At 44.8% G+C, this 25,601-nt stretch carries 23 protein-coding genes; 12 read left to right on the forward strand and 11 right to left on the reverse strand.

Annotated features, from left to right (window positions below):
• The first annotated feature begins 151 nt into the window (after positions 1-151).
• The 7 genes from EYS00_RS00335 (at position 152) to EYS00_RS00365 (ending at position 11,418) form a co-directional block, all read left to right on the forward strand.
• Positions 152-3,154, forward strand: coding sequence for a TonB-dependent receptor (locus tag EYS00_RS00335; RefSeq protein ID WP_130634592.1), 3,003 nt, complete (start codon positions 152-154; stop codon positions 3,152-3,154).
• A gap of 99 nt (positions 3,155-3,253) precedes the next feature.
• Positions 3,254-4,816: a tryptophan halogenase family protein gene (locus EYS00_RS00340; protein ID WP_130634593.1), complete on the forward strand. Its 1,563-nt coding sequence runs from the start codon at positions 3,254-3,256 to the stop codon at positions 4,814-4,816.
• Between the two features lie 15 nt (positions 4,817-4,831).
• Positions 4,832-6,340 (forward strand): tryptophan halogenase family protein, encoded by a 1,509-nt coding sequence (locus EYS00_RS00345; RefSeq protein WP_130634594.1) that lies wholly within the window; start codon positions 4,832-4,834, stop codon positions 6,338-6,340.
• A gap of 79 nt (positions 6,341-6,419) precedes the next feature.
• On the forward strand, positions 6,420-6,824 hold the full coding sequence (locus EYS00_RS00350; RefSeq protein ID WP_130634595.1) for a hypothetical protein: 405 nt from the start codon (positions 6,420-6,422) through the stop codon (positions 6,822-6,824).
• Positions 6,825-6,961: 137 nt separating this feature from the next.
• Positions 6,962-7,681, forward strand: coding sequence for a hypothetical protein (locus EYS00_RS00355; RefSeq protein ID WP_130634596.1), 720 nt, complete (start codon positions 6,962-6,964; stop codon positions 7,679-7,681).
• Between the two features lie 450 nt (positions 7,682-8,131).
• On the forward strand, positions 8,132-9,238 hold the full coding sequence (locus EYS00_RS00360) for an ATP-binding protein (RefSeq protein ID WP_130634597.1): 1,107 nt from the start codon (positions 8,132-8,134) through the stop codon (positions 9,236-9,238).
• A complete protein-coding gene (locus EYS00_RS00365) occupies positions 9,238-11,418 on the forward strand; it encodes a S8 family serine peptidase (protein ID WP_130634598.1) in 2,181 nt (726 codons plus the stop codon). The genes EYS00_RS00360 and EYS00_RS00365 overlap by 1 nt, the downstream gene beginning before the upstream one ends.
• 404 nt (positions 11,419-11,822) lie before the next feature.
• On the opposite strand, the gene EYS00_RS00370 is transcribed toward EYS00_RS00365, so the two are convergent.
• Positions 11,823-12,686 (reverse strand): YicC/YloC family endoribonuclease, encoded by an 864-nt coding sequence (locus EYS00_RS00370; protein WP_130634599.1) that lies wholly within the window; start codon positions 12,684-12,686, stop codon positions 11,823-11,825.
• A 247-nt stretch (positions 12,687-12,933) separates the two neighbouring features.
• On the opposite strand from EYS00_RS00370, the gene rph reads away from it, so the two are divergent.
• Genes rph through tusA form a run of 3 tightly spaced genes read left to right on the forward strand, consistent with a single transcriptional unit; the run spans position 12,934 to position 14,548 of the window.
• Complete coding sequence (gene rph / locus EYS00_RS00375; RefSeq protein WP_130634600.1) at positions 12,934-13,647, forward strand: ribonuclease PH; 714 nt, start codon at positions 12,934-12,936, stop codon at positions 13,645-13,647.
• Between the two features lie 9 nt (positions 13,648-13,656).
• Complete coding sequence (pyrE, locus tag EYS00_RS00380; RefSeq protein WP_130634601.1) at positions 13,657-14,298, forward strand: orotate phosphoribosyltransferase; 642 nt, start codon at positions 13,657-13,659, stop codon at positions 14,296-14,298.
• Positions 14,288-14,548: a sulfurtransferase TusA gene (tusA, locus tag EYS00_RS00385; protein WP_130634602.1), complete on the forward strand. Its 261-nt coding sequence runs from the start codon at positions 14,288-14,290 to the stop codon at positions 14,546-14,548. Before pyrE ends, tusA begins: the two co-directional genes overlap by 11 nt.
• 8 nt (positions 14,549-14,556) lie before the next feature.
• Here the strand turns inward: tusA and EYS00_RS00390 are convergent, their stop codons facing one another.
• The 4 genes from EYS00_RS00390 to EYS00_RS00405 all read right to left on the reverse strand — a co-directional run bounded on the left by EYS00_RS00390 (position 14,557) and on the right by EYS00_RS00405 (position 18,039).
• The gene (locus EYS00_RS00390) at positions 14,557-15,012 is read right to left on the reverse strand and encodes a hypothetical protein (RefSeq protein ID WP_130634603.1); all 456 of its coding nucleotides are present in this window, start codon (positions 15,010-15,012) and stop codon (positions 14,557-14,559) included.
• Between the two features lie 173 nt (positions 15,013-15,185).
• Positions 15,186-16,508 carry an amidohydrolase family protein gene (locus EYS00_RS00395; protein WP_130634604.1) on the reverse strand — a complete coding sequence of 441 codons (1,323 nt, stop codon included), beginning with the start codon at positions 16,506-16,508 and terminating at the stop codon, positions 15,186-15,188.
• A 120-nt stretch (positions 16,509-16,628) separates the two neighbouring features.
• The gene (locus EYS00_RS00400) at positions 16,629-17,198 is read right to left on the reverse strand and encodes a DUF1285 domain-containing protein (RefSeq protein ID WP_130634605.1); all 570 of its coding nucleotides are present in this window, start codon (positions 17,196-17,198) and stop codon (positions 16,629-16,631) included.
• Complete coding sequence (locus tag EYS00_RS00405) at positions 17,185-18,039, reverse strand: DUF3014 domain-containing protein (RefSeq protein WP_130634606.1); 855 nt, start codon at positions 18,037-18,039, stop codon at positions 17,185-17,187. Before EYS00_RS00405 ends, EYS00_RS00400 begins: the two co-directional genes overlap by 14 nt.
• Positions 18,040-18,291: 252 nt before the next feature.
• Between EYS00_RS00405 and EYS00_RS00410 the strand changes: the two genes are divergently transcribed.
• On the forward strand, positions 18,292-18,600 hold the full coding sequence (locus tag EYS00_RS00410) for a DUF6482 family protein (protein WP_130634607.1): 309 nt from the start codon (positions 18,292-18,294) through the stop codon (positions 18,598-18,600).
• On the opposite strand, the gene EYS00_RS00415 is transcribed toward EYS00_RS00410, so the two are convergent.
• The 4 genes from EYS00_RS00415 to EYS00_RS00425 all read right to left on the reverse strand — a co-directional run bounded on the left by EYS00_RS00415 (position 18,594) and on the right by EYS00_RS00425 (position 21,337).
• The gene (locus tag EYS00_RS00415; RefSeq protein WP_373995549.1) at positions 18,594-19,499 is read right to left on the reverse strand and encodes an ABC1 kinase family protein; all 906 of its coding nucleotides are present in this window, start codon (positions 19,497-19,499) and stop codon (positions 18,594-18,596) included. The genes EYS00_RS00410 and EYS00_RS00415 overlap by 7 nt on opposite strands.
• Entirely contained in the window at positions 19,492-19,893 is a 402-nt protein-coding gene (locus EYS00_RS21240) for a hypothetical protein (protein WP_373995550.1), read from the reverse strand. The genes EYS00_RS00415 and EYS00_RS21240 overlap by 8 nt, the downstream gene beginning before the upstream one ends.
• 106 nt (positions 19,894-19,999) lie before the next feature.
• Positions 20,000-20,272 carry a hypothetical protein gene (locus EYS00_RS00420; protein WP_130634608.1) on the reverse strand — a complete coding sequence of 91 codons (273 nt, stop codon included), beginning with the start codon at positions 20,270-20,272 and terminating at the stop codon, positions 20,000-20,002.
• A 75-nt stretch (positions 20,273-20,347) separates the two neighbouring features.
• Positions 20,348-21,337: an AraC family transcriptional regulator gene (locus EYS00_RS00425; protein ID WP_165399271.1), complete on the reverse strand. Its 990-nt coding sequence runs from the start codon at positions 21,335-21,337 to the stop codon at positions 20,348-20,350.
• A 272-nt stretch (positions 21,338-21,609) separates the two neighbouring features.
• Here EYS00_RS00425 and EYS00_RS00430 point away from each other — a divergent pair, with 272 nt between their 5' ends.
• A complete protein-coding gene (locus tag EYS00_RS00430) occupies positions 21,610-22,476 on the forward strand; it encodes a DUF2306 domain-containing protein (RefSeq protein ID WP_130634610.1) in 867 nt (288 codons plus the stop codon).
• 80 nt (positions 22,477-22,556) lie between these two features.
• Here the strand turns inward: EYS00_RS00430 and EYS00_RS00435 are convergent, their stop codons facing one another.
• Both EYS00_RS00435 and EYS00_RS00440 read right to left on the reverse strand, forming a co-directional pair.
• A complete protein-coding gene (locus EYS00_RS00435; RefSeq protein ID WP_130634611.1) occupies positions 22,557-23,102 on the reverse strand; it encodes a DUF6702 family protein in 546 nt (181 codons plus the stop codon).
• Positions 23,092-25,554, reverse strand: a complete 2,463-nt coding sequence (locus EYS00_RS00440; protein ID WP_130634612.1) for a M1 family metallopeptidase — start codon at positions 25,552-25,554, stop codon at positions 23,092-23,094. The genes EYS00_RS00435 and EYS00_RS00440 overlap by 11 nt, the downstream gene beginning before the upstream one ends.
• Positions 25,555-25,601: the final 47 nt, after the last annotated feature.

Genomic DNA, 25,601 nt, shown 5'->3' on the forward strand with positions numbered 1-25,601 from the left:
AATAATTGTAAAAAAGATGTTGATCTTTGTTTCCTGATCCCTTAGCTTGAGAAAGCGCTTTCTCTTTTGGGGTTTTTATTTCAGCGGTTGAGAAAGCCCTTTCTTGGGAGCGCGAAAACTCAACACAGCAACACAACAAGAGAGAAAGACCGTGACACAGAAGAAATTACATAAATCCAAATTAGCGACGAGTCTGTCTTTAATACTAGGGACTAGTCTGCTTGCACCAGTGTATGCGCAAGACACACAAGATGATGATGTAGAGGTTATCCAAGTAACGGGTATTCGTGGAAGTGTTCAAGAATCAATGGGCATCAAGCGAGACTCAGCCGGTGTCGTTGATGCAATTTCTGCGGAAGATATTGGTAAGTTCCCAGACACCAACTTAGCCGAATCACTACAACGTATCACTGGTATTTCAATTAGCCGAAATAACGGCGAAGGTGATCAAATTACAGCGCGTGGTTTTGGTCCAGACTTTAACATGGTGACGTTGAATGGCCGTACTATGCCAGGTTCAGCGTTACCCGGTGGTGGCGGTACACCAAACTCTCGCGCGTTCTCATTCTCTGATTTAGCCTCAGAAAGTGTTCGTGCGGTAAGTGTTTATAAAACCGGTCGTGCAAGTATTGCTAGCGGCGGTATTGGTGCAGTTGTTGATATTAGAACGGCACGTCCATTTTCATCCTCTGAATCTGGTTTCACTGCAAGCGTTGGTGCAAAAGCGCTAGCAGATACGACCAATCGTGTTGGCGACGACGTTACCCCAGAAGTGTCAGGCTTCATCAACTACGTCAATGACGACAATACCTTTGGTGTTACATTTACTGGCTCATTCCAAGATCGTGACAGTGCTGCTCAAGGCGCATTTGTTAACCAGTGGCGTGTGAATCCTTTTGATGGAACCATTCCACAATCACCAAGTGCTGATAACCCAGCAAGTGGCGATCCTGTAGTACTTAACAACGCACCAGCTATGGGTCAACTATTCGCAATCCCATCTGACTTACGTTACTACATGGCAGACCGTGAGCGTGACCGTACTAATGCTCAGTTAACATTGCAGTTTGCACCAAGCGATAAAATGACTGCAACACTTGACTACACCTACTCACGCCAAGACTTATTCGAAGCTCGCGCAGAACAGTCTATCTGGATGGATGACCGTTACTTTGCCGAACTTACGTTTGATGATGAAACGGTGAAAACACCGGTTCTTATCTCTCAAGAACGTCGTGACCTATTGCCTCGTGACTTAGGTTTGGCAATCCAAGAGCTAAACCAAGTTAACGAAAACAAATCGATTGGTTTTAACCTTGAATATTTCGTTAACGACGACCTAACCCTAGTATTCGACGTTCACAATTCATCTGCAGAAGGCCGTCCAGATGCACCTTATGGTACTTGGACTAACCTTGGTCTTGGTGCAAACGTTGTGCGTGGTCAAGGTGTTGATTTCCGTGGCGACTTCCCAATCATGCTTGTGGACTTCGATGACGTATCTCGCACTAACTTAAATGGTAATGGTGTTCTTGACGAGTCTGATGTTGGTACCTCTATTTTGGATATGAACTTCAGTAACCAAGATACTGAAATCACTCAAGCACGTATCGACGGTAGCTACACCCTTGATACAGGTAGCATCAACTTTGGTATTGAATCTCGTTCCATGGAGAGTACATCACTCCAGTCATTAACTCGTCATACTATGGGTAACTGGGGTATTGAAAACCCAGGCGAACTACCTACTGGTTCATTGACGCCTCTTGATCTTGCAAGTGAGTTCAGTGACTTCAATACTAACGGTATCTTTTCTCAAGGCTTTACAGGAAGTGTATCTGAAATTGGTGCATTCGCTGGTCAGGCATACGGCTTCAACCTTGTTGCAGACAACCCATTTGCGACTAACCGTACCATCGAAGAAGACATCACGGCAGTGTACTTCGAGTTCGACCTTGAAGGCGAACTCAGCGGTATGCCATATAACATTCTTACCGGTGTGCGCTATGAGAATACTGATGTAACTTCAGTTGCTAACATCAGTTTACCTAGCGGTATTGCATGGGAAGGTAACAACGACTTTAACGTACGCTTCGGTAGCGATATGGAAGATGTGTCGGTAGATTCGAGCTATGACCACATATTGCCTGCATTGGACTTCGATATTGAGCTGAAAGAAAACGTGATTGCTCGTTTCTCTTACAGCAAAACTATTGCTAGACCAACCTACAATAACTTAAGTGCAGCAGCGACAGTGTCACCACCGAGCGGTCCTACACTGATCACTGGTGAGGCTACCGCTACAGCAAGCTCAGGTAACCCATCATTGGTTCCGCTAGAGTCTGATAACCTAGATATCTCAATTGAATACTACTTCGATGAGACAAGCTATGTGTCGTTAGGTTTCTTCGACAAACGCGTTAAGAACTTCATTGGTAATGAGCAGGTAGAAGAGAGCATCTTTGGTTTAACCGATGCCACTGCAGGTCCTCGCGCACTTGCTGCGCAAGCGGAACTAGAGCGTCTTGGCATTCCATTGAGCGATACTACCTTGTTCAACATGGTGGCTGCGATGGAAAACAACGTAGACTACTTCTCATTAACGGATGAACAGTTTGAAGCTGCTTATGATGTGCTTCCAAACAGCAGTGACCCAGAATTAATATTTATTAATTCTAAACCTGTAAACAACAAGAGTGCGAACATCTACGGTTTCGAGATTGCCGGTCAACACTTCTTCGGTGATTCAGGTTTTGGTGTGATGGCTAACTACACATCGGTAACGGGTGATGTAGGGTTTGACAACAACGCCGACCCATCAATTACACAGTTTGCTCTCGTTGGTTTGAGCGATACCGCAAACATTATCTTGATGTATGAAATGGATGAAATTCAAGCACGTATCGCTTACAACTGGCGTGATGAGTTCCTAGATACAACGTCTCAATACGTTAATGAGCCGGGGTATACAGAAGCTTATTCGCAAATCGACTTCAGTGTTTCTTACGAAGTAATGGAAGACCTTACCGTGTCATTTGAAGGTATAAACATTACTGAAGAGAACCGTCGTCGTCACGGTAGAACAAGCGCTATGGTGTGGAATATTGACGAACTTGGTGCTCGTTATGCACTAGGTGTTCGCTACAAGTTCTAAAAAGTGTGGTGTGCCTTGCCCGCCTTTAAGCGAGAGTAGGTTGCTTTTTGGCGGGCACTTTTGTCATATTGATGTTAAATACAACAAAAGTGAAAGCATGTGAGTCAACAATCTATTAAAAATGTTGTGATTGTCGGTGGTGGAACCGCAGGCTGGTTAAGCGCTGGTGTGTTAGCTGCGAAACTCGGCCAGCAATCACTACAAAAAACATCTGCAATAAACGTAACCTTAGTGGAGTCTCCAGAGGTCTCAACTATAGGCGTGGGTGAAGGGTCTTGGCCTTCGCTCAGAGATACGCTTCTTGATATTGGTATAAAAGAGTCTGAGTTTATTACTCAATGCCACGCTTCATACAAGCAAGGGTCAACATTTAGTCGCTGGAAATACGACGACAAACCCCATCAATACCAACATCCATTTACTACTCCATCGGGCTATGTGGAAATGGATATTCATGCGCAGTGGCAAAATTTATGTGCCGAAGAATCTTTCGAGCAAAGCTTTTGCATTCAACCTGAAATGTGTGATTTAGGAAAAGCGCCTAAACAGGTAAAAACCCCTGACTATGCGTACGTTCTTAATTATGGCTACCACTTTGATGCCACGGCACTGGCTCATTTACTCACCAGTCACTGCGTGAGTAATTTAGGGGTTAACCATATTAAAGCGCATATTAGTTCGGTTAATAGCGCAGCAGATGGGAACATTGCGTCACTAACCACTAATGAAGGTGACGTGATAGAGGGCGACCTATTCATCGACTGTAGCGGCGGAAAAGCCCTACTGATTGGCGAACACTTCGGTGTTAACTGGCGCTCTATGTCAGGCGTGCTTATGAATAACAGGGCGATGGCGGTGCAAGTGCCGTATGAAGATTCTGATAACGACATATCATCTACAACAATTGCCACCGGAAAGCCTTTTGGTTGGACATGGGACATTGGTTTACAACACCGTCGCGGTGTAGGCATGGTGTATAACGACCAGTTTGCCTCAAGTGACCAAGTACAAAGTACCTTACTTGCCCATGTGGGTGAGCGTGCTTCGCAAGCCACCATAGATCAATGCACCATAAGGTCGCTTTCATTTGACCCAGGTTATCGAGAGCAATTCTGGGTGAAGAACTGTTTAAGCTTGGGAATGTCATCTGGCTTTATCGAGCCCCTTGAAGCGTCTGCAATCGCCATGATTGAGTTGGGATTGCGTATGTTATACGAACAATTCCCGAAAGATATGTTTCACATGGAACGTTTGTCAAAGCGCTACAATGATCGCTTTACCTATCGTTGGGAACGGGTAATCGATTTCCTCAAACTTCACTATATTTTGAGTGAGCGAAGCGACCCATATTGGTTAGCGCAAAGAGACCCAATGAGTATTCCCGATTCACTCAAAGAAATGATGGAGATGTGGAAATACCAACCTCCCAGTCGTTTCGACTTTATTCAAAACGAAGAAATCTTTCCTTCGGCAAGCTACCAATATGTGCTCTATGGCATGGGTTACCACACTCAGGTAAATCATTTGCTCAGCACAACGCCAGAAGCCAAAAAAGCCATGGCTATTCGAAAGCAATTAGAGCAACAACGGCCTCAGTTTATGGCAGGGCTTCCGACCAACAGGCAGCTTCTTGAACAGTTAGTTGCAATGCACAGTAAGTAACAAGGCAATAAAAAAATGATTAATGAGTCAGCACAGTACAATGTTAGCGCCAACGCAGTAAAAAAAGTGGTTATTGCTGGTGGTGGAACTGCCGGATGGATGGCAGCCACAGCATTGTCTCGGCTCATTGGAAAATCAGTGAGTGTAACGTTAGTTGAATCAAAAGATATCGGTATTGTGGGTGTTGGAGAAGCAACAATCCCGCCTATCCGAACGTTACACAAATTGTTGGGTATTGATGAATCACAATTCATGCAAGCAACTCAAGCTACCTACAAATTGGGCATAGAATTCGAAAACTGGCGTGACAAAGGTCATAGCTACATTCACTCCTTTGGTATTACGGGTAGAGAGTGTTGGGCTGGGGAATTTCATCACTTTTGGTTACGAGCACAGTCACTAGGGTTTGGAGGAGAGTTTGGCGACTACTGTGTTGAACTAAAAGCAGCACTTGAGAACAAGTTTGCAACCAGTGACAAAGCACCATTAAATTTTGCCTATCATTTTGATGCTGTAGCTTATGGTAAGTTCTTACGATCTATTGCCGAACAGTCGGGTGTAAAACGTATAGAAGGCAACATTGCTAAAGTTAACAAGTGTGTTGAGCGGGGCTATCTTACCTCGTTGCTCCTCGAGAGCGGCGAAGTGATTGAGGGTGACTTATTCATCGATTGCACAGGCTTTAAAGGCTTACTCATCGAGCAAGCATTGCATACGGGTTATGAAAACTGGCAACACTGGTTACCATGCGATACCGCAATGGCCATGCAAACTGAAGCCGTTGAACCACCTCCTCCTTACACCAAAAGCGTGGCCCACACTGCTGGATGGCGTTGGAAAATACCCCTACAGAGTCGCGTGGGTAACGGCTTGGTGTACTGCTCTAAATACATGACCGACGATGAAGCAAGGGAAACCCTAACTGCTCAGGTTACGGGCGCGCCGATAAACGATCCTCGAATTATACGTTTCACGCCAGGTAAACGCCGATTAGGTTGGAACAAAAACTGTGTTGCTTTGGGGTTAGCCAGTGGCTTTATTGAACCGCTGGAATCTACCAGTATTCACCTGATAATGACGGGTATTATTAGGTTACTCCGTAATTTCCCGTTCGATGGTATTACACAGTCTGCGATAGACGAATACAACAATAAGTTTAACAGTGAGATGGACGCGATTCTCGATTTCATCGTCATGCACTATAAAGTGACCAACCGAATGGACTCTCCGTTTTGGCAACACTGCCAAACCATGGATATACCTAAATCACTCCAACATAAAATAGCACTGTTTGCAGACACGGGCCGCGTGTTCTTGGATGATGGCGATATATTCCGTGTGGATTCATGGACCCAAGTTATGCTTGGCCAAGGACTTACACCTCGCCAGTATCACCGCGTGGCCGATGAGATGAGTACTGAAGAGCTACAACGCTTCATGGCTGGTTTAAAACAACATGTTGATCACCATGTGTCTCAATTACCCCAACACAGTGATTTTCTAAAACACAGGATGGGCGCTTAAAGCTAGGTGAAAGCTGATCCTATTTTGTCCCCTTTGGACTACACTGGATAATAAGTCGATGTAGCGTTTAGGAAGGCTTTTGAAATTTGGTCCACACGGGACATACCGTGTAACAAGAAAAGGCAATATTATTGAAGTCATCGCTATCGATGAATGGAATGATGTGACTGCCAATCAGCTATTTTCCGAAGTGAATATTCTACGAAAAGAGATAACAACGAGTACCTGGGCTACGCTAATCGATGTAAAAGATTGGGTGCTCGGCACCCCCGATATGCAACAACTCACCATGAATGGCACTAAGATTATGCACAGCAAGGGAATGCTCAAAGAGGCCTTTGTTACTGGCTTGAATGAAGGTTCACTAACAATGGCGCAACTACACGCGATGACCCCAACCTTAGATGGTTATGAACGCAAGTTCTTTAAAAGCCACTTAGAGGCAATTGCTTGGCTTCTCGATGAAGGATACACCCTGTCGTAGCTACCTCAGTATTCAATGCTCTGCCAATCACTTGATTTTTAAAATGCGAATTGATTAACCTCTCCCGCCGAAAATAATTCTTATTTTTCAATTGTTTATAATTTACCCGATAATAATAAGTACTATGGAAAGGTCAAATGAAAAAAGCGGTAAGCACCCTTCTTTTGCCTCTATTGGCATCATTTAACGTAAGCGCGTCAATCGTCACTATTGGTGCTTACGAATTAGATACTACGACTAATATCGTTACCGATTCGAATCAAAACCTAGAATGGATGCAATGGGACGAAACCATTGGAATGTCTATTTCTAGCGCGTTGACTCTGCATGCAACGGCGGGTTGGCGTGTGGCTACTCAATTTGAGATGGCGAGCTTGATCGGCAATATATTTGATGTATCTCTTTCAACGGCAAATCTCTATTTAGGTGATGGAAATACGTGGGACTACAGCCACGGTAGTGCAGAAAGCGAAGCATTTATATCTTTGTTTGGTGAAACGAATAGCCACTGTTATGAAGATGTCAGCCTAACTTGTGTCGATGATCCATGGGAATCCACCAACGCGTGGTTCTATGAGTCTTTTGAGAATGGTGTTAATAACGCCGCAAGAGCGCAAGTGGAAGCAACAACAAACTACCTATTTAACAACGCTCATTTAATAGAAAAAGGGCAGTACGTTGGTTACCGAGTTTGGTCCGGCGAAGAGGATTATTGGTCTTACGATGATTACGGAGTAGCTTTGGTTCGCGATACTGTATCAAGCAGCGCAGCTACTGAAGTCACCTCACCTTCTCCACTTGCTCTGTTATTGGCGGGTGTTGGGGTAGTAGCGTTTAGGCGATATCTTAAACGATAGCTAAATAAAAAAGCCATCGTGCTGATGGCTTTGGATCTACTCGCGAAATTACCATAAAATCCGATTTTAATCAGAATATTAAAGCAAGAAACCCAAAACCTTTCTCCACCTACCACCAAACTTCTCACCATTTCTTCTATCAAATTCGACTTTTGAGGTAAGCTCTATTTTCAACCGACTCAGTTCTGCTCCCTTATCCTTTGCGCTTTCCACCCCAACACTACAGCACCACCTTTTACTCTCACACCTATAGCACATAAGCCTTTAGTTTTCGTACACGTACAATTGCTTTCAAAACAAAGTCCTCACTTAATATTAGTATTAATTGGTCAAATACCTTAAGAAAAAACTCCACTTTTTTCGTTTTGAGTGCCATAATTTAAAATATGTAAGCCATAACTTGCATTAATTATAAAAATAAAGCCATAAATTAACCTGAGGAATACCAAAATGGGTAATAAGGTTTCCATAGCAGACGGTATGCTAATTGAAATACTCAGAGACGGTATGAAAGGCAGTCTGGATAGTCTTGCAATGCGAGGGAGAAGATTAGCCAGCAGCATTAGGAAAGATAACCCTGAGCTCGCCTCGCAAATTCAAGAGGCTATTGGCCATTCCTCTAACATACGAGGAATTCAAAGCCACAAACTTCCATTACCTGTCGATAACGATACTCGACAGAACTTACTTGTTGAGACTTATCCCGTCGTAATGGATGTAAAACCAATGTGGGAAGAAAGGACTTTCTCAACCCTCCTTGAGTTTGTTAGAGAGAGACAATTTTCAGATAAGCTTATAGATGAAGGGCTTCTTCCAGCTCGATCCATGCTACTAGAGGGACCTCCAGGCGTAGGAAAGACTCTTGCTGCCAAGTGGTTGGCTCACACTCTAGATATGCCACTTTTAACTCTCGATTTAGCAACAGTAATGAGTAGCTTCTTAGGCAAAACGGGAAATAACATCAGAGCTGTTCTCAAATATGCACAGTCTTTCCCTTGCGTTTTGCTACTAGATGAATTCGATTCAATAGCTAAAAAAAGAGATGATGATTCTGATGTAGGGGAACTCAAGCGACTAGTCACAGTTTTACTTCAATCCATTGATGATTGGCCTGCCTCATCAATCATGATTGCGGCAACAAACCATGCAGAGCTTCTCGACCCTGCTGTTTGGAGAAGGTTTGACAAGATAGTAAGCTTTCAAGTGCCAAACTCAGCCACAACAAAAAACTATTTAGTACTAAATGATGTTAATGAATTTTTAGCAGATTTGATAAGCCATTCAACTGCTGGCTGTTCTTTTTCAGCAATTGAGAAAAAACTGAACCAAGCAAAGAAAAATACCGTTTTACAGAATTCTTCCTATTCCAGTGAACTGCTTCGAATCTTTAATGTAAGTGAAACTGATTTAGGTGATAGTGAAAAGCTCAAAAAAGAGTTTAATATAATAAAAATGACAAACGAGGGTTACTCTCAGAGAAAGATCTCAGAGAAGTTAGGAGTATCTCGAGGCTACATTAAGAACTACTTAGTCCGAGTTGAGCAAGGAAATAGCTAATGGATAATATGAACTTACTTTTAGGATATGGCGAAACTTTAGCATATGACATCCCTACCCCAGGCGGCGGTGGGCCCAAAAAGCATCCCTACACATATGCAGAAGCAAAATCTGGCCTTATATCTAAAACGGATAATTTTCTTGAGGCTATCAGTAATTTGCCCGAACAAGCCAAGCCAAGAGGACAGGCGGTCGCAAAAGTGACACTACACCCCGCGTACCTAGCAAAGTCGTACTACCCTCAGAGCTTACTGCATAATTTTGGCTTGGTAGATCTTGGCAGTAAGTCCGTAAGAGTTACTCCGAGAAAACAAACGACAAAAGTTAAGAGAGAAAACTTAGAGACTTCTTGTTTCTATATTGCGGGAAATGAATGTTCATTCGAAACTCTAAGAAATAGCGTAGAGTCTGACAATCTTAATAAAGGCCTTCAAGGCGATATTATTAAAATTGAAGAGTTTGACTACTTTGATCCCGAAGAAAAAATCAAATCGCTAAATGAAGAGCACGTTGAAAGAAAAATTGAAGTCGCCCTACACACGCCGAATAAGGACATCATCATTATTGATAGCTTTTATGAATTTGCTAAAAGCTGCGGTGTTGATGTCCATATCGACCGAAAAATATCAACGGGGGGTTTAACTTTTATTCCTGTTATCGGCGATGAGGCCGCAGCTCACGCACTGGCTCAATTCACTTTCTTAAGAGCTCTGCGAGATATGCCCAGTTTAAGAGTGCATACTCCTACCATAATACGCTCAACTGTTAGCTCAAACGCCCCAACTCTCCCAACCGTAAATGCTATAAACCCAGACCTAAATGTTGCTATTTTTGATGGCGGGATTGGGACAAGTCTTGTTGATCAGTGGTGCACTGAAACAGTTTACGACACAGGACATCGCACTCACCCTGATTTACTCTCTCATGGGTCAGAGGTTACCTCTACAATCCTTTTTGGATTGGCTCATGATAGCTTACGACAGCTTCCTACACCTTACTGCAATGTCGACCACTACAGGGTACTAGATACTGTCACAGGAAATGATCCCGACCTCTTTGACGTGTTATTAAGAATTACGGATGCTCTTGATAACAAGGATTATCAATACATAAATTTGAGTTTAGGGCCAAGAATCCCTATCGAGGACGATGACGTAAATGTTTGGACATCTACGTTAGAAAAGTACCTATCTAGTGGCCAAACTCTAGCTACTGTTGCCGTTGGCAATGACGGTGAATTAATGGGCCAAAACCGCATTCAACCACCAGCTGATTTGGTGAATGCCTTATCAGTTGGCTCCGCAAACTCATATTCTCAGCACTGGACTAGGGCACCATATAGCTGTATTGGCCCAGGGCGCAGCCCAGGCGTTACAAAGCCTGACGGTCTAGCTTTTGGAGGCTCAATTGAGGAACCTTTTACAGTTTACTCCCCATTTAGCAATTCAATAGTAGGAACTGGCGGGACAAGCTTTGCTTCACCCCTTGTTCTTAGAAATGCCATTGCCATAAACACTCTGCTAGACGGCGACATTAGTCCACTGACATCTAAAGCAATAATAATTCACAACGCAGAGAAGTCTTCATTAAGCAAGGCGGAAGCTGGCTGGGGACGATTTAGCGACAATCCAGACCATATGATACACTGCGACAATAACGAAGTAACTGTGATCTATAGAGGTGAATTAATACCGTCTCAATATGTCAGGATTCCCATCCCCTTCCCTGATATAGAGCTTAAAGGTGATATTACACTTAAAGGCACATTCTGTTTTGCTACTGACGTCGACCCAGAGCATCCAATCAATTACACAAAAAGCGGCTTAGTCATTACATTTCATCCTAAAGCTAACACCAAAGACACAAGAAGCTTCTTCAGCCTGAAGAACTTATATCCAACTGAACAGGAACACCGATCTGACGGTCACAAATGGGAGACAACTCTTCACCATGAGCAATGTTATAGGAAAACCTCGCTAGATAACCCCTGTTTTGATGTTGTATATCAGGCAAGAGAAAAAGGGCAACCTGCTGAGCTTGAGGAGTTATCACCTCTTCCTTACACCCTTATTGTAACCATGAATATAAAAAACACCCCAGGGGTTTATAACGCCATTCGACAAAAATATCAGACTCTGGCTCCTGTAGAGTTACGACAAAATATTCAAATCCAGATCTAACCAACTTGGTTACGCAAACTAATTCTCAGTATAGGAAAACAAAACTTCCCTGTTACTTAACAATGGCGAAGGTTCTAGAAAAGGCGCAATCAAAGTCGCAACTTTTCTCAAAGAATCTCTTCGCTTTTGAAGATAGTCTTATCGTTCATAGAAACCTTCGTCCTAAACAGCCTCCTCAACGCATAATTAAGCATATCATCAAAGATATAACACCTCCGCTTACTGGAGCGCTTTAAAATTATGGCGGAAGGGCTTTATTCTATATATACATCCCTCAAATCTCTCACTATCCCTGTCACGAATAACTTGCAATTAAAAGATGAGGCATGAAATCAAATGAATTCTACAAACATTGCAAGCTATTGATTTTTGTAAAAAGTGGCCGCAATAAGTAAAATGAAACATCACTCAATATTTTGAATCTGCTCTCGCATCTGCTCAATCAACACCTTAAGTTCAACCGCAGACTGGGTAATGTCCTTGCTGATAGACTTTGAGCCGAGGGTGTTTGATTCGCGATTAAACTCTTGCATCATAAAGTCTAAACGACGACCAATCGCGCCGCCTTTCTTCATGATCTTACGCGTTTCTGCAACGTGAGCGTTGAGTCTGTCTAGTTCTTCGGCCACATCTACCTTTTGGGCTAGTAGAATCATCTCTTGTTCAAAACGCCCTTCGTCGAGTTCTACTTTGGCTTCTTCGAAACGGGTTTGAATTTTCTCTCGTTGCCATGCCATCACTTCAGGCATGCGTTCAGTCACCACACTCACTTCTTGAGTAATGGCATCTAGGCGCTGTTCTATCATGGCTTTAAGGGCGTCACCTTCGGATGCTCGGGCTGCGATAAAGTCATTGAGGGCTTGGTCAAACGCGGCCATTACGTCGGCGTGAATGGCATCCATGTCAGCCTCTTCAGCGGCAATAACACCTGGCCAACGCAGCACATCTAACGGGTTAACGCCGGTCGATTGCCCTTGAGACTGCACCCATTCAGCCGCGTTTAACACCTGTTTGGCCAAGGTTTCATTGAGGTTGAGTTTACTTACTGCAGCATCATTGGCACTGAATCGTAGCGCACATTCCACTTTGCCTCGCGCTAAACGCTTGCGAAAACGTTCTCTGAGTACGGGTTCTAACGAGCGGAATTGTTCGGGAAGGCGAAAGTAGGTTTCTAAGAAACGCTGATTAACTGAGCGAATTTCCCAGACGGCAGAGCCCCACTCTTTTTTAGTTTCGGTGCGCGCAAACGCGGTCATGCTGTAAATCATGTAATTACCTCTGTGTGAAAAGCACCAGAAAAACAAGGTTGCGGTCAAACTTGTGTGGTTTAAGAAGCTGGCTGGTGCCCGTAAACGACAATAGTAGCCTAAAAGCAGTGATTAGGGATATGTAAATGGGTAAAAGTTGATTTTTAACACACAGCATTAGTGGGTTATACTTCGGAGCTATTGTGTTGTTTCAAATAAATGGAAACAACACGTCCCTATTTAAAGCATTTACGTTGTGGAGAACACTATGCGTCCAAGCGGCAGAACCGCCAGCCAGATTCGTCCGGTTACTATTACTCGTCAATACACGTGTCACGCTGAAGGTTCAGTGTTGGTAGAGTTTGGTAACACCAAAGTTTTGTGTAATGCAACGGTTGAAGAAGGCGTGCCTCGCTTTATGAAAGGGCAAGGCAAAGGTTGGATCACTGCTGAATACAGCATGTTACCACGCGCTACACATACGCGAAGTGGTCGTGAAGCTGCACGCGGTAAGCAAGGTGGTCGCACGCTAGAAATCCAACGCTTAATTGCTCGTTCGCTACGCGCTGCTGTTGATTTAAAACTGCTTGGCGAAAATACTATTACGTTGGATTGCGACGTGATTCAGGCGGATGGCGGTACGCGTACTGCGTCTATTACTGGTGCGTGCGTTGCACTCGTTGACGCACTCACCTATATGCGTGCGAAAGGTATTTTGAAGGCCAACCCACTTAAGCACATGATTGCTGCATTGTCGGTAGGTATTTACGAAGGTACACCTATTGCTGATTTGGAATACACAGAAGATTCAGAAGCAGAAACTGACATGAACGTAGTCATGACAGAAACAGGCAAGCTGATTGAAGTACAAGGTACTGCTGAAGGCGAGCCGTTCTCTTTTGAAGAAATGGACGAAATGCTAACTATTGCGAAACACGGATTGCGCGAACTTTTCGATATTCAAAAAGCTGCATTGGCCTAAGGAGTCATTATGAAGTCGTTTCAGCGCGAATTTATCGCATTTGCCATTGAGCGTGGTGTACTTAAATTCGGTGAGTTCACTCTAAAATCTGGTCGTGTAAGCCCCTACTTCTTTAATGCGGGTTTGTTTAATCGCGGCGGCGATCTAGCAAAGCTAGGTCGCTACTATGCCGACGCGTTAATGGACGCTGGCGTTGAGTTTGATTTGCTGTTTGGCCCAGCCTATAAGGGTATTCCCATTGCAACGACAACCGCGGTAGCCCTAGCCGACCATCATGACAAAGATGTGCCTTATTGTTTTAACCGTAAAGAGGCTAAAACTCACGGTGAAGGCGGTAATTTAGTCGGTAGTCCTCTTGAAGGCAAAGTAATGCTGGTGGATGACGTTATTACCGCGGGTACCGCGATTCGCGAGTCTATGACTATCATCGAACAGCAACAAGCTACGCTTTCAGGTGTGCTTATTGCCCTTGATCGTCAAGAACGTGGTAAAGGCGAACTGTCAGCCATTCAAGAGGTTGAACGTGATTTTGGTACTGCAGTTATCTCGATTGTGAGCTTGGCTGACGTTGTTGATTATCTCACCGAACTGGGCGGTCACGACGAGCAAATTAGCGCTATCAATAAGTATCGCGAAACTTATGGCATCTGATTTTGAGGCGCTGTTTAGCAGCGCCACAACCCACTTAGATGCGCTAGGATTGCGCTGTCCTGAACCTGTTATGATGGTGCGATTGGCTATTCGCAAAATGGCAGATGGCGAAACCTTGGCAATCAGTGCCGATGATCCATCCACTGCCCGTGATATCCCGAGCTTTTGCCGCTTTATGGATCACACGTTAGTAGCATCGCAAACCGAAGTAATGCCCTACCAGTTTGTGATTCAAAAAGGCAAAGCCTGACGTTTTGTCTAGTGAATACAACTAGTGTTCACAGAGTATTTAGACTGATTTTCTGCCTGTTCTACTACGTGTAATAGTTTGCTGATGACTTCGCAGTTCTGTGGCAGTAAAGCATGCAGCGGCAGCAGTGCTAGCAATTGTTTTTGGCAATCAGAGAGCAATTCACTGCTCTGAAGTAAATCCCCTGTTCGCTCGAAAATACCTGACAAGTAAATACACAAGGTAACGTAGGTAAAATAGTCTTGCCTGATGTGAGATTGGTCCTCTTCTGTGGCAAAGGGCGTTAGAAGGACAACTTTTGCGATTTCGTAGGCACAAGAGCACACACTGCTTGCAGCCTGAAAGTCTCCGTTCTTACACAAACCTTGTGCCTGTTGTAGCATTTGTGTGCGGTGTAACCGAGCGTTGTGAACGTTCTTGTGTAGCCATTTTTTGTAAACTGGGCAAAGTGCGTTTTGATTCATAGCATCACCTCCTATTAATTACATTATTGCAAATGATAATTATTATCAATTGGTGTGTTGCACTTCTCTTAGACAAATTTGTTTTAACGCAAGGTAATAATAGTACTAAGCAGCAGAGGTTGCTCGATGGCTGGATAGCGACACTATCCAGCACTAATTTAGGGGACGTTTAGCTATAGCTTATGAACTACCCCGTCTTTCATTACAAAGCTCACAGATTCGAGTAATGTAATGTCGTTGAGTGGGTTTCCGGCTACCGCGATAATATCTGCTAACTTTCCTTCCTCTATGGTGCCTAAGGTTTCGCTGATTCCAAGCAAGTCAGCGGTGTTTACCGTAGCGCTAAGTATGGCATCAGCTTCTGACATACCCGCTTCAACCATAAGAGCAAATTCTTGTGCATTGTCACCGTGAGCAGATACACCACTGTCGGTACCAAAGGCGATATTTACACCAGCAGCATGGGCTCTAGCAAAGGTTTGTTGTATTAGTGGGCCAATGGCCGCTGCCTTTGGGCGCACAATAGCAGGAAAGTATCCGTCGACTTTGGCTTTATCGGCAACAAACTTGCCGGCCAATATTGTTGGTACGTAGTAGGTACCATGTTCAATCATGAGGGCTATGGTTTCTTCGTCCATATAGGTGCCGTGCTCAATAGAATCAACGCCGGCAATAATCGCTCGCTCCATACCTTCTTTACCATGGGCATGTACCGCCACTGTCATTCCATAGTCCTTTGCGGTGTCTACAATCGCCTTGAGTTCATCCATCATAAACTGTGGGTTTTGACCGCTTTTTGCCACACTCAATACACCACCGGTTGCGGTTATTTTGATGAGGTCAGCACCGTTCTGATAACGGGAGCGAATAGCCTCTCGGGCTTCCACTTCTCCGTTGACTACCCCTTGCTCTGGGCCAACATCAGGGCGAAGCATGTGTGACATGCCATTGCTAGGATCAGCATGGCCACCCGTTGTCGCTATAGATTTACCGGCAGTATAGATACGTGGCCCTTGGGCGATGCCACGGTTTATGGCGTTACGCAGGGCGATGGTCTCGTTGTAGCTGTCGCCGAGATTGCGCACCGTAGTAAAACCCGAATCTAAGGTGGTTAGTGCGTAATCTGCTGCACGCAGCGCACGATCGGCTTCGTTAAGAGTAAAACGCTCTAAGTAAGTGGTGGGGCCGCCGTGTTGGGACGACAAATGCACGTGCATATCCATCAAACCGGGCAAAATGGTCGCGTGCTTTAAGTCGATTACGGTGTCTTCTTGTGTCGCGTCAGTGTAGCCACTGACAACGCTGGTAATTTTGTTTCCGTCAACGGTGATAGTCACCGGCCCAGACAGTTGGCTTGAGGTGCCAGTGAATGCATTTCCTGCGTGAATAAGCGTTGCACTATGGCTAGACAAAGATAGTGACACGGTAGTTAAACCAATGAAGACGAGTGGAAGCTTTTTAAACAATCGACGTAAAAAGGGGTGATCTGGTTTCATGGATATTCTTCTTGTAATTACCTGAATGTTAGAGCTTTTAATGTAGAGCACAGGCGTCTACAACGCAAAGATCATTGCATTAAAATAGGATGAATAACATGGCTGTGTATAACAGTGAAGCTAGGTATTAGGAAGTGTTCCGATAATGAAGTCAGTACCGCTACTTTCAATCATCAGTAACGTGCTTTCTTCACTTTCGTGAACGCGTGCAGTATCGATAAGTTGGTAATACACGTTTTGATGGAGCCTTGCCCACAGATTTCGGCGCACTTTTACATAAGGTATGGGTGTGGCATCTGTGTCTTGCAGTGCTGCTGGTGGCGTTCGCAGTGCTAGCTGAGCTTGATTGGTGAGGGTAATGCTATCATCGGTTTGCGTAGTAAGAATTAACTGACCTTCTTGTTGCTCCCACTTGGTAACAAGAAAGGGAACATCTTCAACACGAATACCGACTTTTTCGACGGGAGTGACGAGGAAATAGCTGTCGCCTTCTTTTTTAAGTACCGAGGCAAACAGCTTGACTAGGCTAGCGCGGCCAATTGGGCTGTTTTCGTAAAACCACCGACCGTCTAGTTTAATTTCTAGATTAATGTCACCACAAAAATCTGGGTTCCAATCCTCAACAGGAGGAAGCGCGCGGCCATTCGAGGCCGCGGACGTTAGTTGGTGCTGAAACTTAGTTAGATCCATTCGCTAGCAACTGAACTTTTAGCTCACGTAGCTTGGCCTTGATGCGTCTCATATTGTCTGGGCCGGTGCGAAGCAATTGCTTTTGTGGCTCATCCAAGTTTTGTAAACGCTCATCAGCATACTTGTACATTACCGAATCGGTATACACTTCAACAGGCACGGGTACTTCAGGTGTATCTAGCAGGTGATCAATCGCTTGAACAAATACGCGGTCAAAATCTCGACCGGGATCACCAATTTCATCGTACTTTGCCTGAATATCTTGCTTGTAGGTTTGGTAGAGCGCTAATAGTGCGTCTGTGTCAAAACCTTCCAGCAAATTTACGTATGACGTATAACGTTTATAGCTCGCAGCATCAATCCACTGTTTGCCTGCTTGAGAGTACACTCTAAAGCTCTGTTGTGGTGGTGTAAGCAGTTGATGGTTAGGGGCCATTTCATGGTCAGCTAGGTTTGTAGTGGTTACTACAAAGCGTTGAAGCAAACTGTCACTCACAAGAATGCGATTTGCCTCTTCCTGTTCGCTACCCGAAATATCCATAAGCGCATTGCGTACTGCAATGTCACTGGTATCTAATGGCTCTGGTTCAATTTCCATGGGCTCCGGCAAATCATCTACCGTGTCAGTGGCTTCTAGCTCTAACACTGGCGGTGGTGGTGCTGGCGCAAATACTTCTTGTTCTGGCTCTGGTTCAGGCTCAGGAAGCGCTACTACAGGTTCAGGCTCAACAGGAGGAGCCTCTGGCGATGGCCAAAAGGCAACGGCGAGAACGCCCACTAGCAGAACTGCAGCGATAATTAAATACGGGGTAAAGCTCCGATTTTCTGATGTTTCGCTCATAATGTCTCCACTACTCATGATTCCTTTCGATAATACTATCAGAGATAACACTTAAATTTAGAATATAAAGCGCAAGAAATGTTCCTTACATCGCGAATTTTGTCTTTTATCTTCGTTCCACTCGCGATGATGACGTTTATTACATTACATGAAATTAGCTGAACAAGGGATTAATACTCTTCTCTTTGTTGAACTGAACTTAGTTTACCGCCGTAAAATCTCAAGACCCCTTATCAAAACCCAGAGGTACTTGTGGACAAGCTCTTTTTCCGTGACATCGAAAATACACCCACCAGCATTGAGTATCTAGAGGTGCAATCTTTTGAGATGAATGTTTATCTGGTATACGCCACTATTAATGGTCGCAGCGGTATGGTGTACGACAACACTGATAAACCCATGCGCTTTCACAGCGCTGGGCATATTCGAAAGTCTTTCTCTCATTGTGATGTGGTGCGTTCTGTGATGAAGCACGATTCACCCTATGATGAAATGATTGGTAACCCACCCAAAAGCAAAGAGCAAATGGCACTGCCTTTTAGCATGCAAGAGCCCTATTGAGCGCTATCATTTAGCCAAGCGCCAGCGGCATATTTCATATCGACTTGTGCCTTTAAGCGTTTGGCGAGCAAAAACAAGCCGCCAAGTTTGCGATGAATAAAAATCGCATCCGCTGGTGGCGTATGCCAGAAGTCTAGTTCGTAGGTTAGCGCCATACCGCAGTCATGTAATCGAGTGACTAAGTCGCTTTCGCCAAAATCATAACTAGCGTCAGCTCTTATTGCCTCACAGGCAAGCATGCCAATACTGACCACTGCGTCTATTTGCTCGGTGGTGTGACTGGGTAGTATCAGGCCGATTGCCAGCGCCGCAGACTTCATTGCCTCATGATCGTTGTGATAGGCCGCATTTAGCAGCGCTTGATAACCCTGAGCTATTTCATCGGGAATAACGCGAGTCGCACCAAAATCCAATAGCACTATTTTTGCTGTGTCGGGTTGGTATAGGTAGTTGGCTAAGTTCGGATCGCTCTGAAGTAACTTGAATGAAAACAATTCATCAAAAAACAAAGCCATGAGCGCTGTCATTAAAGTGTTGCGGGTTTCCTGGGGCGCATCGATTAATTCATCGATGGGAACACCATTGATGAAGTCCATCGCTAACACATTCTGGGTGGTAAGCTCTGGTGCTATCGACGGTACTATAAAATATTCTGAACCTTCGAGATTAGCGGCGTAGGCACTTAGCATTTTGGCTTCACGTTGATAGTCTGCTTCTTGCTGTAGCTGGGCCTTCGCCTCATTAAGCAGTGGCTGAGTGTCTAACGTCTTTGGAATAACACCTGCCAGCTTGATTAAGGTCGCCACGTTGTTTACATCGCTATCAATACTCTTTTTAATGCCTGGGTACTGAATTTTGATGGCCAACATACGGCCTTTAAGCGTGATTGCTTTATGCACTTGTCCTATGGATGCCGCAGCAACGGGAGCAAAAGAAAGTAAGTAAATCGTCGTTCCAATCAGTTCCCCATTCGTTATCCAGTACTTCTTGAAGCTGTGCCTTGGGCATTGCGTCTGCATCATCTCGAAGTTTGCCGAGAATATCTGCGAGCTCTTTTGGAAGAAAGTCTCCAGCATCCATTGACAGTAATTGACCGACTTTCATTGCAGCGCCACGCATTGTGGCGAGTTGGTCGGTGATGCGAGTAATATTGCTAGGCGTCAGTACTAGATCTTTGAGTTGAGGGCGATTGCCTTTAAGCCACTGCTCTGCGCCTGAAGTAACCACGTTACCTGCTAGCTTGCCTGCGAGAAGGCCGAGTCGACCTACCCGTCCGAGTCGAGAAGTAGGCACAGGTCGTTGTTTTTGTGATCCGTCATGTTTAGCCAAGTAATATTTTAGCGTTTATACGAACTCACTTTACATCTTGTTCATTACCGTCGCTAGCAACGTGACGCATTCAGAAAAACTGTGAAATGAGCTGAATGATAAAACCGGCAGCACTACCCATGGCAAAGCCTGTCCAGCCGCTGGCTTGTCGATATCTTGCCAGTGACGCGCCAAACAGGCCACACCATAGCATTGCAGCATACACTGATAGCATACCGCCACCTGTGCCCGTATCAGGCAGAAACAACATGACGACAAAGGTGAGTGCCATAGCGCCGCTCAAACCTACCCAAGTAAAGTTTTTCTTGTTTGAAAACGCGGTGTTTGCTGGATTGTCGGTCATGGTTTTACCCTTTATTCAAACGCCAAAATCTCATCCTTACACACTACATTTACACACAGCAATAAGACTTCAGGCTTATACGGTTGCAGATAGCTGTTTGCGATATTGGTTTGGGGTACAGCCTAATTGCTGTTTGAACACGCGATTGAATGTGGCAAGTGATGAGAATCCCGACTCCATACTCACCACTAAGATCGTCCATCGCTGACTGTCTTTGTCAGTGAGGAGTGATTTAGCATGCTCAATGCGATGGTGATTTACAAAGTGATTGAAGTTATCAAAGGTGGTTTTCTCACGCAGTACTTTACTAATTTTGTACTCTGGTTGTGACAACGCATGGGCCACGTCGAGCATTTTTAGTTCGCTATTCAAGTACACCCGTTGCTCAATCATGAGTTGCTGAAGAGCGGTATAAAGTAATTCATCTTCATCAATGTCATCTTCATTCTGGGCCTGATGTAATGAATGAGCGAGCCTATCTTTGTGTTGTATCCAAAGTACGAGAAGCAACGTAATGAGCATTGCCGATGCGGCGATACCTCGAACAGTAAGGTACACAAAACGGCTAGTGTCGGGTTCCAAAGGAAGGCTAGGTACTACTATCCGTGTGCTAAAAACAGCAATAAACATCGTTACAGCAAGGAGTAGTTTTTGACCGCGAACTCGTTTGTTGCTGGTTTGATAGCCACGAATGATTTCCCAGAACGCCATCAATAGTACACCTGACGAGAGTAAGCGAAGGCATTCAGAAAGTATTTGTTTAAACCATGCTACTGAATCTTGTGATAACCAATCTACGCCAACGAATATATCCACTACTCTGCTGATTAAAATGAGTGCCGCAATGCCGCCCGCTAGTGAGTAATGTACCTTGGTGAGTGAGGTCCCCTTTCTGAATAAGCAGCGAGTTAATAACCAAAACACATTACAGGTGGCAAATGTACCTAGGGCAATAAATTGCTGTTCTACAACGAAGGTGGCGGGTAGTAGAGCGCCAACTGCAAGAAACAATAATGATATTGCCAAAATGGCGAAAAGTAGGTTCGCCATTGTTCTTGGTCGCATAAACACTACGGCGACTATGCTGCATAAAGCAGTAGCTAGCAACAGCGTGTGTATGGCATCTAGCAACATGAAGTAATAACTGCGAATGGCTTAAAGTACGAAGTTTATGCTATCACAAAGTGCAATGGCCTCTGCGTTTACTCGTGAGAACATTGGTAAAAAAATGTATCTAACCATGAGGTTTATATCCTCAAATTCAGAATTTGCAGAGTTTTGCGCTGCTTTTAACGCCAATGTTAAACCTCTTTGAGATTTTACGATGAGGTCACACAATGGGCGAAAATACTCCGCTTTCAGCAACACCCCAAACAACTCCCAAAACAACAGAGGACACCCTGTTTCCTTTTCTTCATTCATGGTTTTCTGGCGGTATAAAAGCCTGGGTGAGTGCTGTGCTAGTCGGGCAATGGATGTTTGGTATTTACATCCTGTTTAGATTTACGCTTCCGTGGTTGTTCGACACCATAGATGAGTCCCAGTTTATTCATATGATCCGTGGTTATAAAAACGGAGAAACCTTTAACAACGCTATTCTGCTTTTACACGTGATCCCCGTTATGGTTATTAGCATGAGCGCCACACTACAACTGGTGCCAGCGATTAGAAATAGATACCGAAAGTTTCACCGATGGAATGGACGACTGTTTTTAGCGGTAGGTTTTTTTGGGGCGGTCAGTGGGCTCTATATGACGTGGGGAATTGGCAGCCGATTAAGTGATATAGGCGCTATTGGTGTTACGCTTAATGGTTTGCTCATTCTGCCTTTCGTCTATTTTACGTGGCGTACAGCTGTTAAAAAGCAGTTTACCTTGCACCGTAGGTTAGCCGTGCATGTGTTTATCCTGATCAATGGTGTGTGGAGTGTTCGTTTGTACCTAATGGGCTGGTATATGATTAACCAAGGCCCTTATGGCAATACTCGAAATATTGATGGCCCAGCAGATATCGCTATTTCTTTTGCATCGTACTTATTGCCTATGGCTACCGCAGAGTTGGCGTTTTGGGCAGAGAAGCGAAAATCGCCAAAAGCACTCTTTGTTGGCGCCGTGGCTGTATCCCTCATAGCAATTATCACCGCCATTGGGGTATTTGCGGCAAGTAGCATGATGTGGCTTCCTCGGATTATGGAGAGCCTGTAGTCGTACTAATAAAAAAGCCGAACCCACTCTGCAGTACATACAGATATAAGGCTCGGCTTTTGTTGTTACGTTGCGACTGTTTAGTGGTGATGGCCGCTAAATGATACTTCTAGCAAGGTAACGTTGTCGGTAAAGGTTAAGGTTTTCAGTGGGCCATTACCCTCAACATTCAGCGTGTTGACCTGATCTGGCCACAAGTCACGCAGTGCGTTGTGCTGAATCTTTAACCCTTCTAAACTCGGCGTTTGTGCAGTTTCTTGGTATACCCAAAAAAACTTACCCTCCACTTCAAAACCCACCTGCGAGAGTTCGAGTGGTTGGTCATCATTACCAAGCAATACAAAATGTTCACCCACATAGTCAGCAAATTCTTGTTGAGTGTCTGCAGACTTCATAATGTCGGCTTCTTTATCAAACAAGGCTTTAACGGCATGCTCTGCGTCGTGCAAGTTAAAGCGATGCATCACTTCGATGTTTTCTGTTCTTGGATTGAACAACACTGTGGTGATGGCAGCTTTAATTTGATGCGCTTGAGCAAAGCTACTGAATAAGCTTAAACAGGCGACAATACCAAGCAGAGCGAAAACGCTCTGCTGGCCAAAACGGGGCAAAAACTTACTCGTCATCACTCTCGTCGTCTGTATCTAGTTCAGTGGTGCTGTCGTGCATAATGTCGCGGTACTCGTAAGTGTTACGAGGCTTAGACTTATATGCTTCGATACGCGAAGGAATGATGCGACGTGGGTAGTGGTTGTTTTCTACGTCAACGTCGGCAGTTTCCCAACGAGGGTCAACCGTTACACTTACCAACACTTGGTCTTTTTCAGTGATGATAAGTTTGCTTACCGCTTTAGGTGTACGACGCCAAATTTCTGCAGGAATGCGCATTTCTTGTGTTGAGCCATCTTCAAACTCAAGCTCAAGAATAATAGGCATGACCAAACCACCTAGGTTACTGAAATCCATAACGTAGTAGTTTTTGTCTTCACGAACAGCACGCTCAAACGCAGTGCGCTCCCAAGGCTCTAGTTTCTCTAGGAAGCTCTTGTACTTATTGCGCTCTTTGTTAGTTACTGTGTAACGGTCATTTTCATCGTAGAAGTCAGAGATATCGTCGAAGCGATCAACCCAAAGCTCGATACCTTCTTGTTGGTTACGCTCTTCGGTCAGTGACCAAGGCTTGTCTTCGTGGGCTTGACGCTCACGAGCAAAGTCGATGTCTGGATCTTCAGTGTCTAAGCGAAGCTGATACACACGGTCAAGGCTAATGTCTACGTGATCTGTGCTGTAGAACCAACCACGCCAGAACCAGTCTAGATCAACACCTGACGCTTCTTCCATGGTGCGGAAGAAATCAGATGGCGTAGGACGTTTGAACATCCAGCGTTGCGCGTATTCTTTGAATGCGAAGTCGAAAAGCTCACGGCCAAGAATAGTTTCGCGAAGAATATTAAGCGCTGCTGCTGGTTTAGTATAGGCGTTTGGACCTAAGCGCAGTACAGAGTCAGACTGGGTCATAATAGGCACCTGAGTCTCTGACTTCATATAGTCTACGATATCACGCGGCTCAACACCCCATGGAATGTTTGGATCCCATTCGCGACCGGCAACGCCGTCTAGGAAGCTGTTAAGACCTTCGTCCATCCACGTCCACTGGCGCTCGTCTGAGTTAACGATCATTGGGAAGTAAATGTGACCAATTTCGTGGATAACTACGCCGATAAGGAAACGTTTTTCAGCCAGTGAATAAGTACGTGTACCGTCATCACGAAGCTCTGTACGCGGGCCATTAAAGGTGATCATTGGATATTCCATACCACCTACAGGACCGTTGACTGATTGGGCTACTGGGTATGGGTAGTCAAAGCTAAAGCGGCTGTACACTTCCATCGTGTGGATAACGGATTCAGTAGAGTACTTCTTCCAAAGATCGCCGCCCTCTTTCGGGTAGAAAGACATGGCCATTACTAGTGGTTGTGTGTTTCCACCTTGCTGATAGCCACGGGCATCCCACATGAACTTACGTGAAGAAGCCCATGCAAAGTCACGCACGTTTTCAGCACTGAAGGTCCAAGTTTTAACATCGTCAGTACCTTCTTTTTCGTTTTCTAGCGCTTCTTCTTCAGTCACGATGAAAACGATACGGTCAGCAGTTTCCGCTTCTTTTAAGCGGTTGCGCTGCGTGCGCGTTAGTACGTCATTCGGGTTTTGAAGCGAGCCTGTTGATGAAACAATGTGGTCCGCTGGAACAGTAATATCAACGTTGTAGTTACCAAACTCTAGCGTGAATTCACCGCGACCGATGAATTCTTTGTTGGTCCACGCTTCATAGTCTGTGTACGCAGCAAGACGAGGGAACCACTGGGCTAGCAAGAAGATATCGTTGCCGCCTTCACGCTCGTCATCTGGGAAGTGCTCGTAACCTGCACGTGCAGATACGGCATCTTCTTCAACAATGTTGAATGCAAAATCAATATCGAAAGTCACAGACTCGCCTGATTTAATTGGCGTAGTGAGGTCTACACGCATTAGCGTTCCAACGATAACGTGGTTTAAATCGTTACCTTTACTGTCTTCAACGCGTGAAATAACGTAACCCAACTCGTTGTCGTCAACGAATTGTTGGCGACGAAGCGCACCCATGCTCAAACGCGCTGGTGAATCACCACTCGCGCCTTGTGTTGCTGGGCCTCGGTTACCAATACCGCCAAAGGTTGTGGTAAGGGCAGACATAGAGTCATCGCGGAATTTGTTTTGGTCTAGTTGAACCCAAAGATACTTTAGGGTATCTGGAGAATTGTTCTGATAAGTAATGGTTTCAGTAGCTTCGATACGACGAGTGTCTTCGATAAGCGTTACATCAATATCGTAGTCTACTTTTTGCTGCCAGTACTGATGGCCTGGTTCACCCGCCGCATTACGGTATACATTAGGTGTGGGAAGAGATTCGTCAAGCTGTCTAAACTTGTCTTCAAAATCCCCTTTGGTTTGCTGAATAGCGGCGTTAGCGATGGGCAGCTGTATTAGCAATGCCACCACTGGCGCTAACCAGTATTTCTGTCGTGTGCGCTTACTCATTGAGGTTCCTTTGCTACTTTTTCGTATACGTTAGCCGATTAGTATAT

It is taken from the genome of Alteromonas sp. KUL49 (assembly GCF_006538345.1).
Lineage (GTDB): Bacteria > Pseudomonadota > Gammaproteobacteria > Enterobacterales > Alteromonadaceae > Alteromonas.

Bases quoted from the DNA above. Each gene is read 5' to 3' on its own strand.
- EYS00_RS00345 (WP_130634594.1), top strand. From the start codon at position 4,832: ATGATTAATGAGTCAGCACAGTACAATGTTAGCGCCAACGCAGTAAAA.
- EYS00_RS00355 (WP_130634596.1), top strand. From the start codon at position 6,962: ATGAAAAAAGCGGTAAGCACCCTTCTTTTGCCTCTATTGGCATCATTT.
- EYS00_RS00360 (WP_130634597.1), top strand. From the start codon at position 8,132: ATGGGTAATAAGGTTTCCATAGCAGACGGTATGCTAATTGAAATACTC.
- EYS00_RS00365 (WP_130634598.1), top strand. From the start codon at position 9,238: ATGGATAATATGAACTTACTTTTAGGATATGGCGAAACTTTAGCATAT.
- EYS00_RS00370 (WP_130634599.1), bottom strand. From the start codon at position 12,686: ATGATTTACAGCATGACCGCGTTTGCGCGCACCGAAACTAAAAAAGAG.
- rph (WP_130634600.1), top strand. From the start codon at position 12,934: ATGCGTCCAAGCGGCAGAACCGCCAGCCAGATTCGTCCGGTTACTATT.
- pyrE (WP_130634601.1), top strand. From the start codon at position 13,657: ATGAAGTCGTTTCAGCGCGAATTTATCGCATTTGCCATTGAGCGTGGT.
- tusA (WP_130634602.1), top strand. From the start codon at position 14,288: ATGGCATCTGATTTTGAGGCGCTGTTTAGCAGCGCCACAACCCACTTA.
- EYS00_RS00390 (WP_130634603.1), bottom strand. From the start codon at position 15,012: ATGAATCAAAACGCACTTTGCCCAGTTTACAAAAAATGGCTACACAAG.
- EYS00_RS00395 (WP_130634604.1), bottom strand. From the start codon at position 16,508: ATGAAACCAGATCACCCCTTTTTACGTCGATTGTTTAAAAAGCTTCCA.
- EYS00_RS00400 (WP_130634605.1), bottom strand. From the start codon at position 17,198: ATGGATCTAACTAAGTTTCAGCACCAACTAACGTCCGCGGCCTCGAAT.
- EYS00_RS00405 (WP_130634606.1), bottom strand. From the start codon at position 18,039: ATGAGCGAAACATCAGAAAATCGGAGCTTTACCCCGTATTTAATTATC.
- EYS00_RS00420 (WP_130634608.1), bottom strand. From the start codon at position 20,272: ATGACCGACAATCCAGCAAACACCGCGTTTTCAAACAAGAAAAACTTT.
- EYS00_RS00425 (WP_165399271.1), bottom strand. From the start codon at position 21,337: ATGCGACCAAGAACAATGGCGAACCTACTTTTCGCCATTTTGGCAATA.
- EYS00_RS00430 (WP_130634610.1), top strand. From the start codon at position 21,610: ATGGGCGAAAATACTCCGCTTTCAGCAACACCCCAAACAACTCCCAAA.
- EYS00_RS00435 (WP_130634611.1), bottom strand. From the start codon at position 23,102: ATGACGAGTAAGTTTTTGCCCCGTTTTGGCCAGCAGAGCGTTTTCGCT.
- EYS00_RS00440 (WP_130634612.1), bottom strand. From the start codon at position 25,554: ATGAGTAAGCGCACACGACAGAAATACTGGTTAGCGCCAGTGGTGGCA.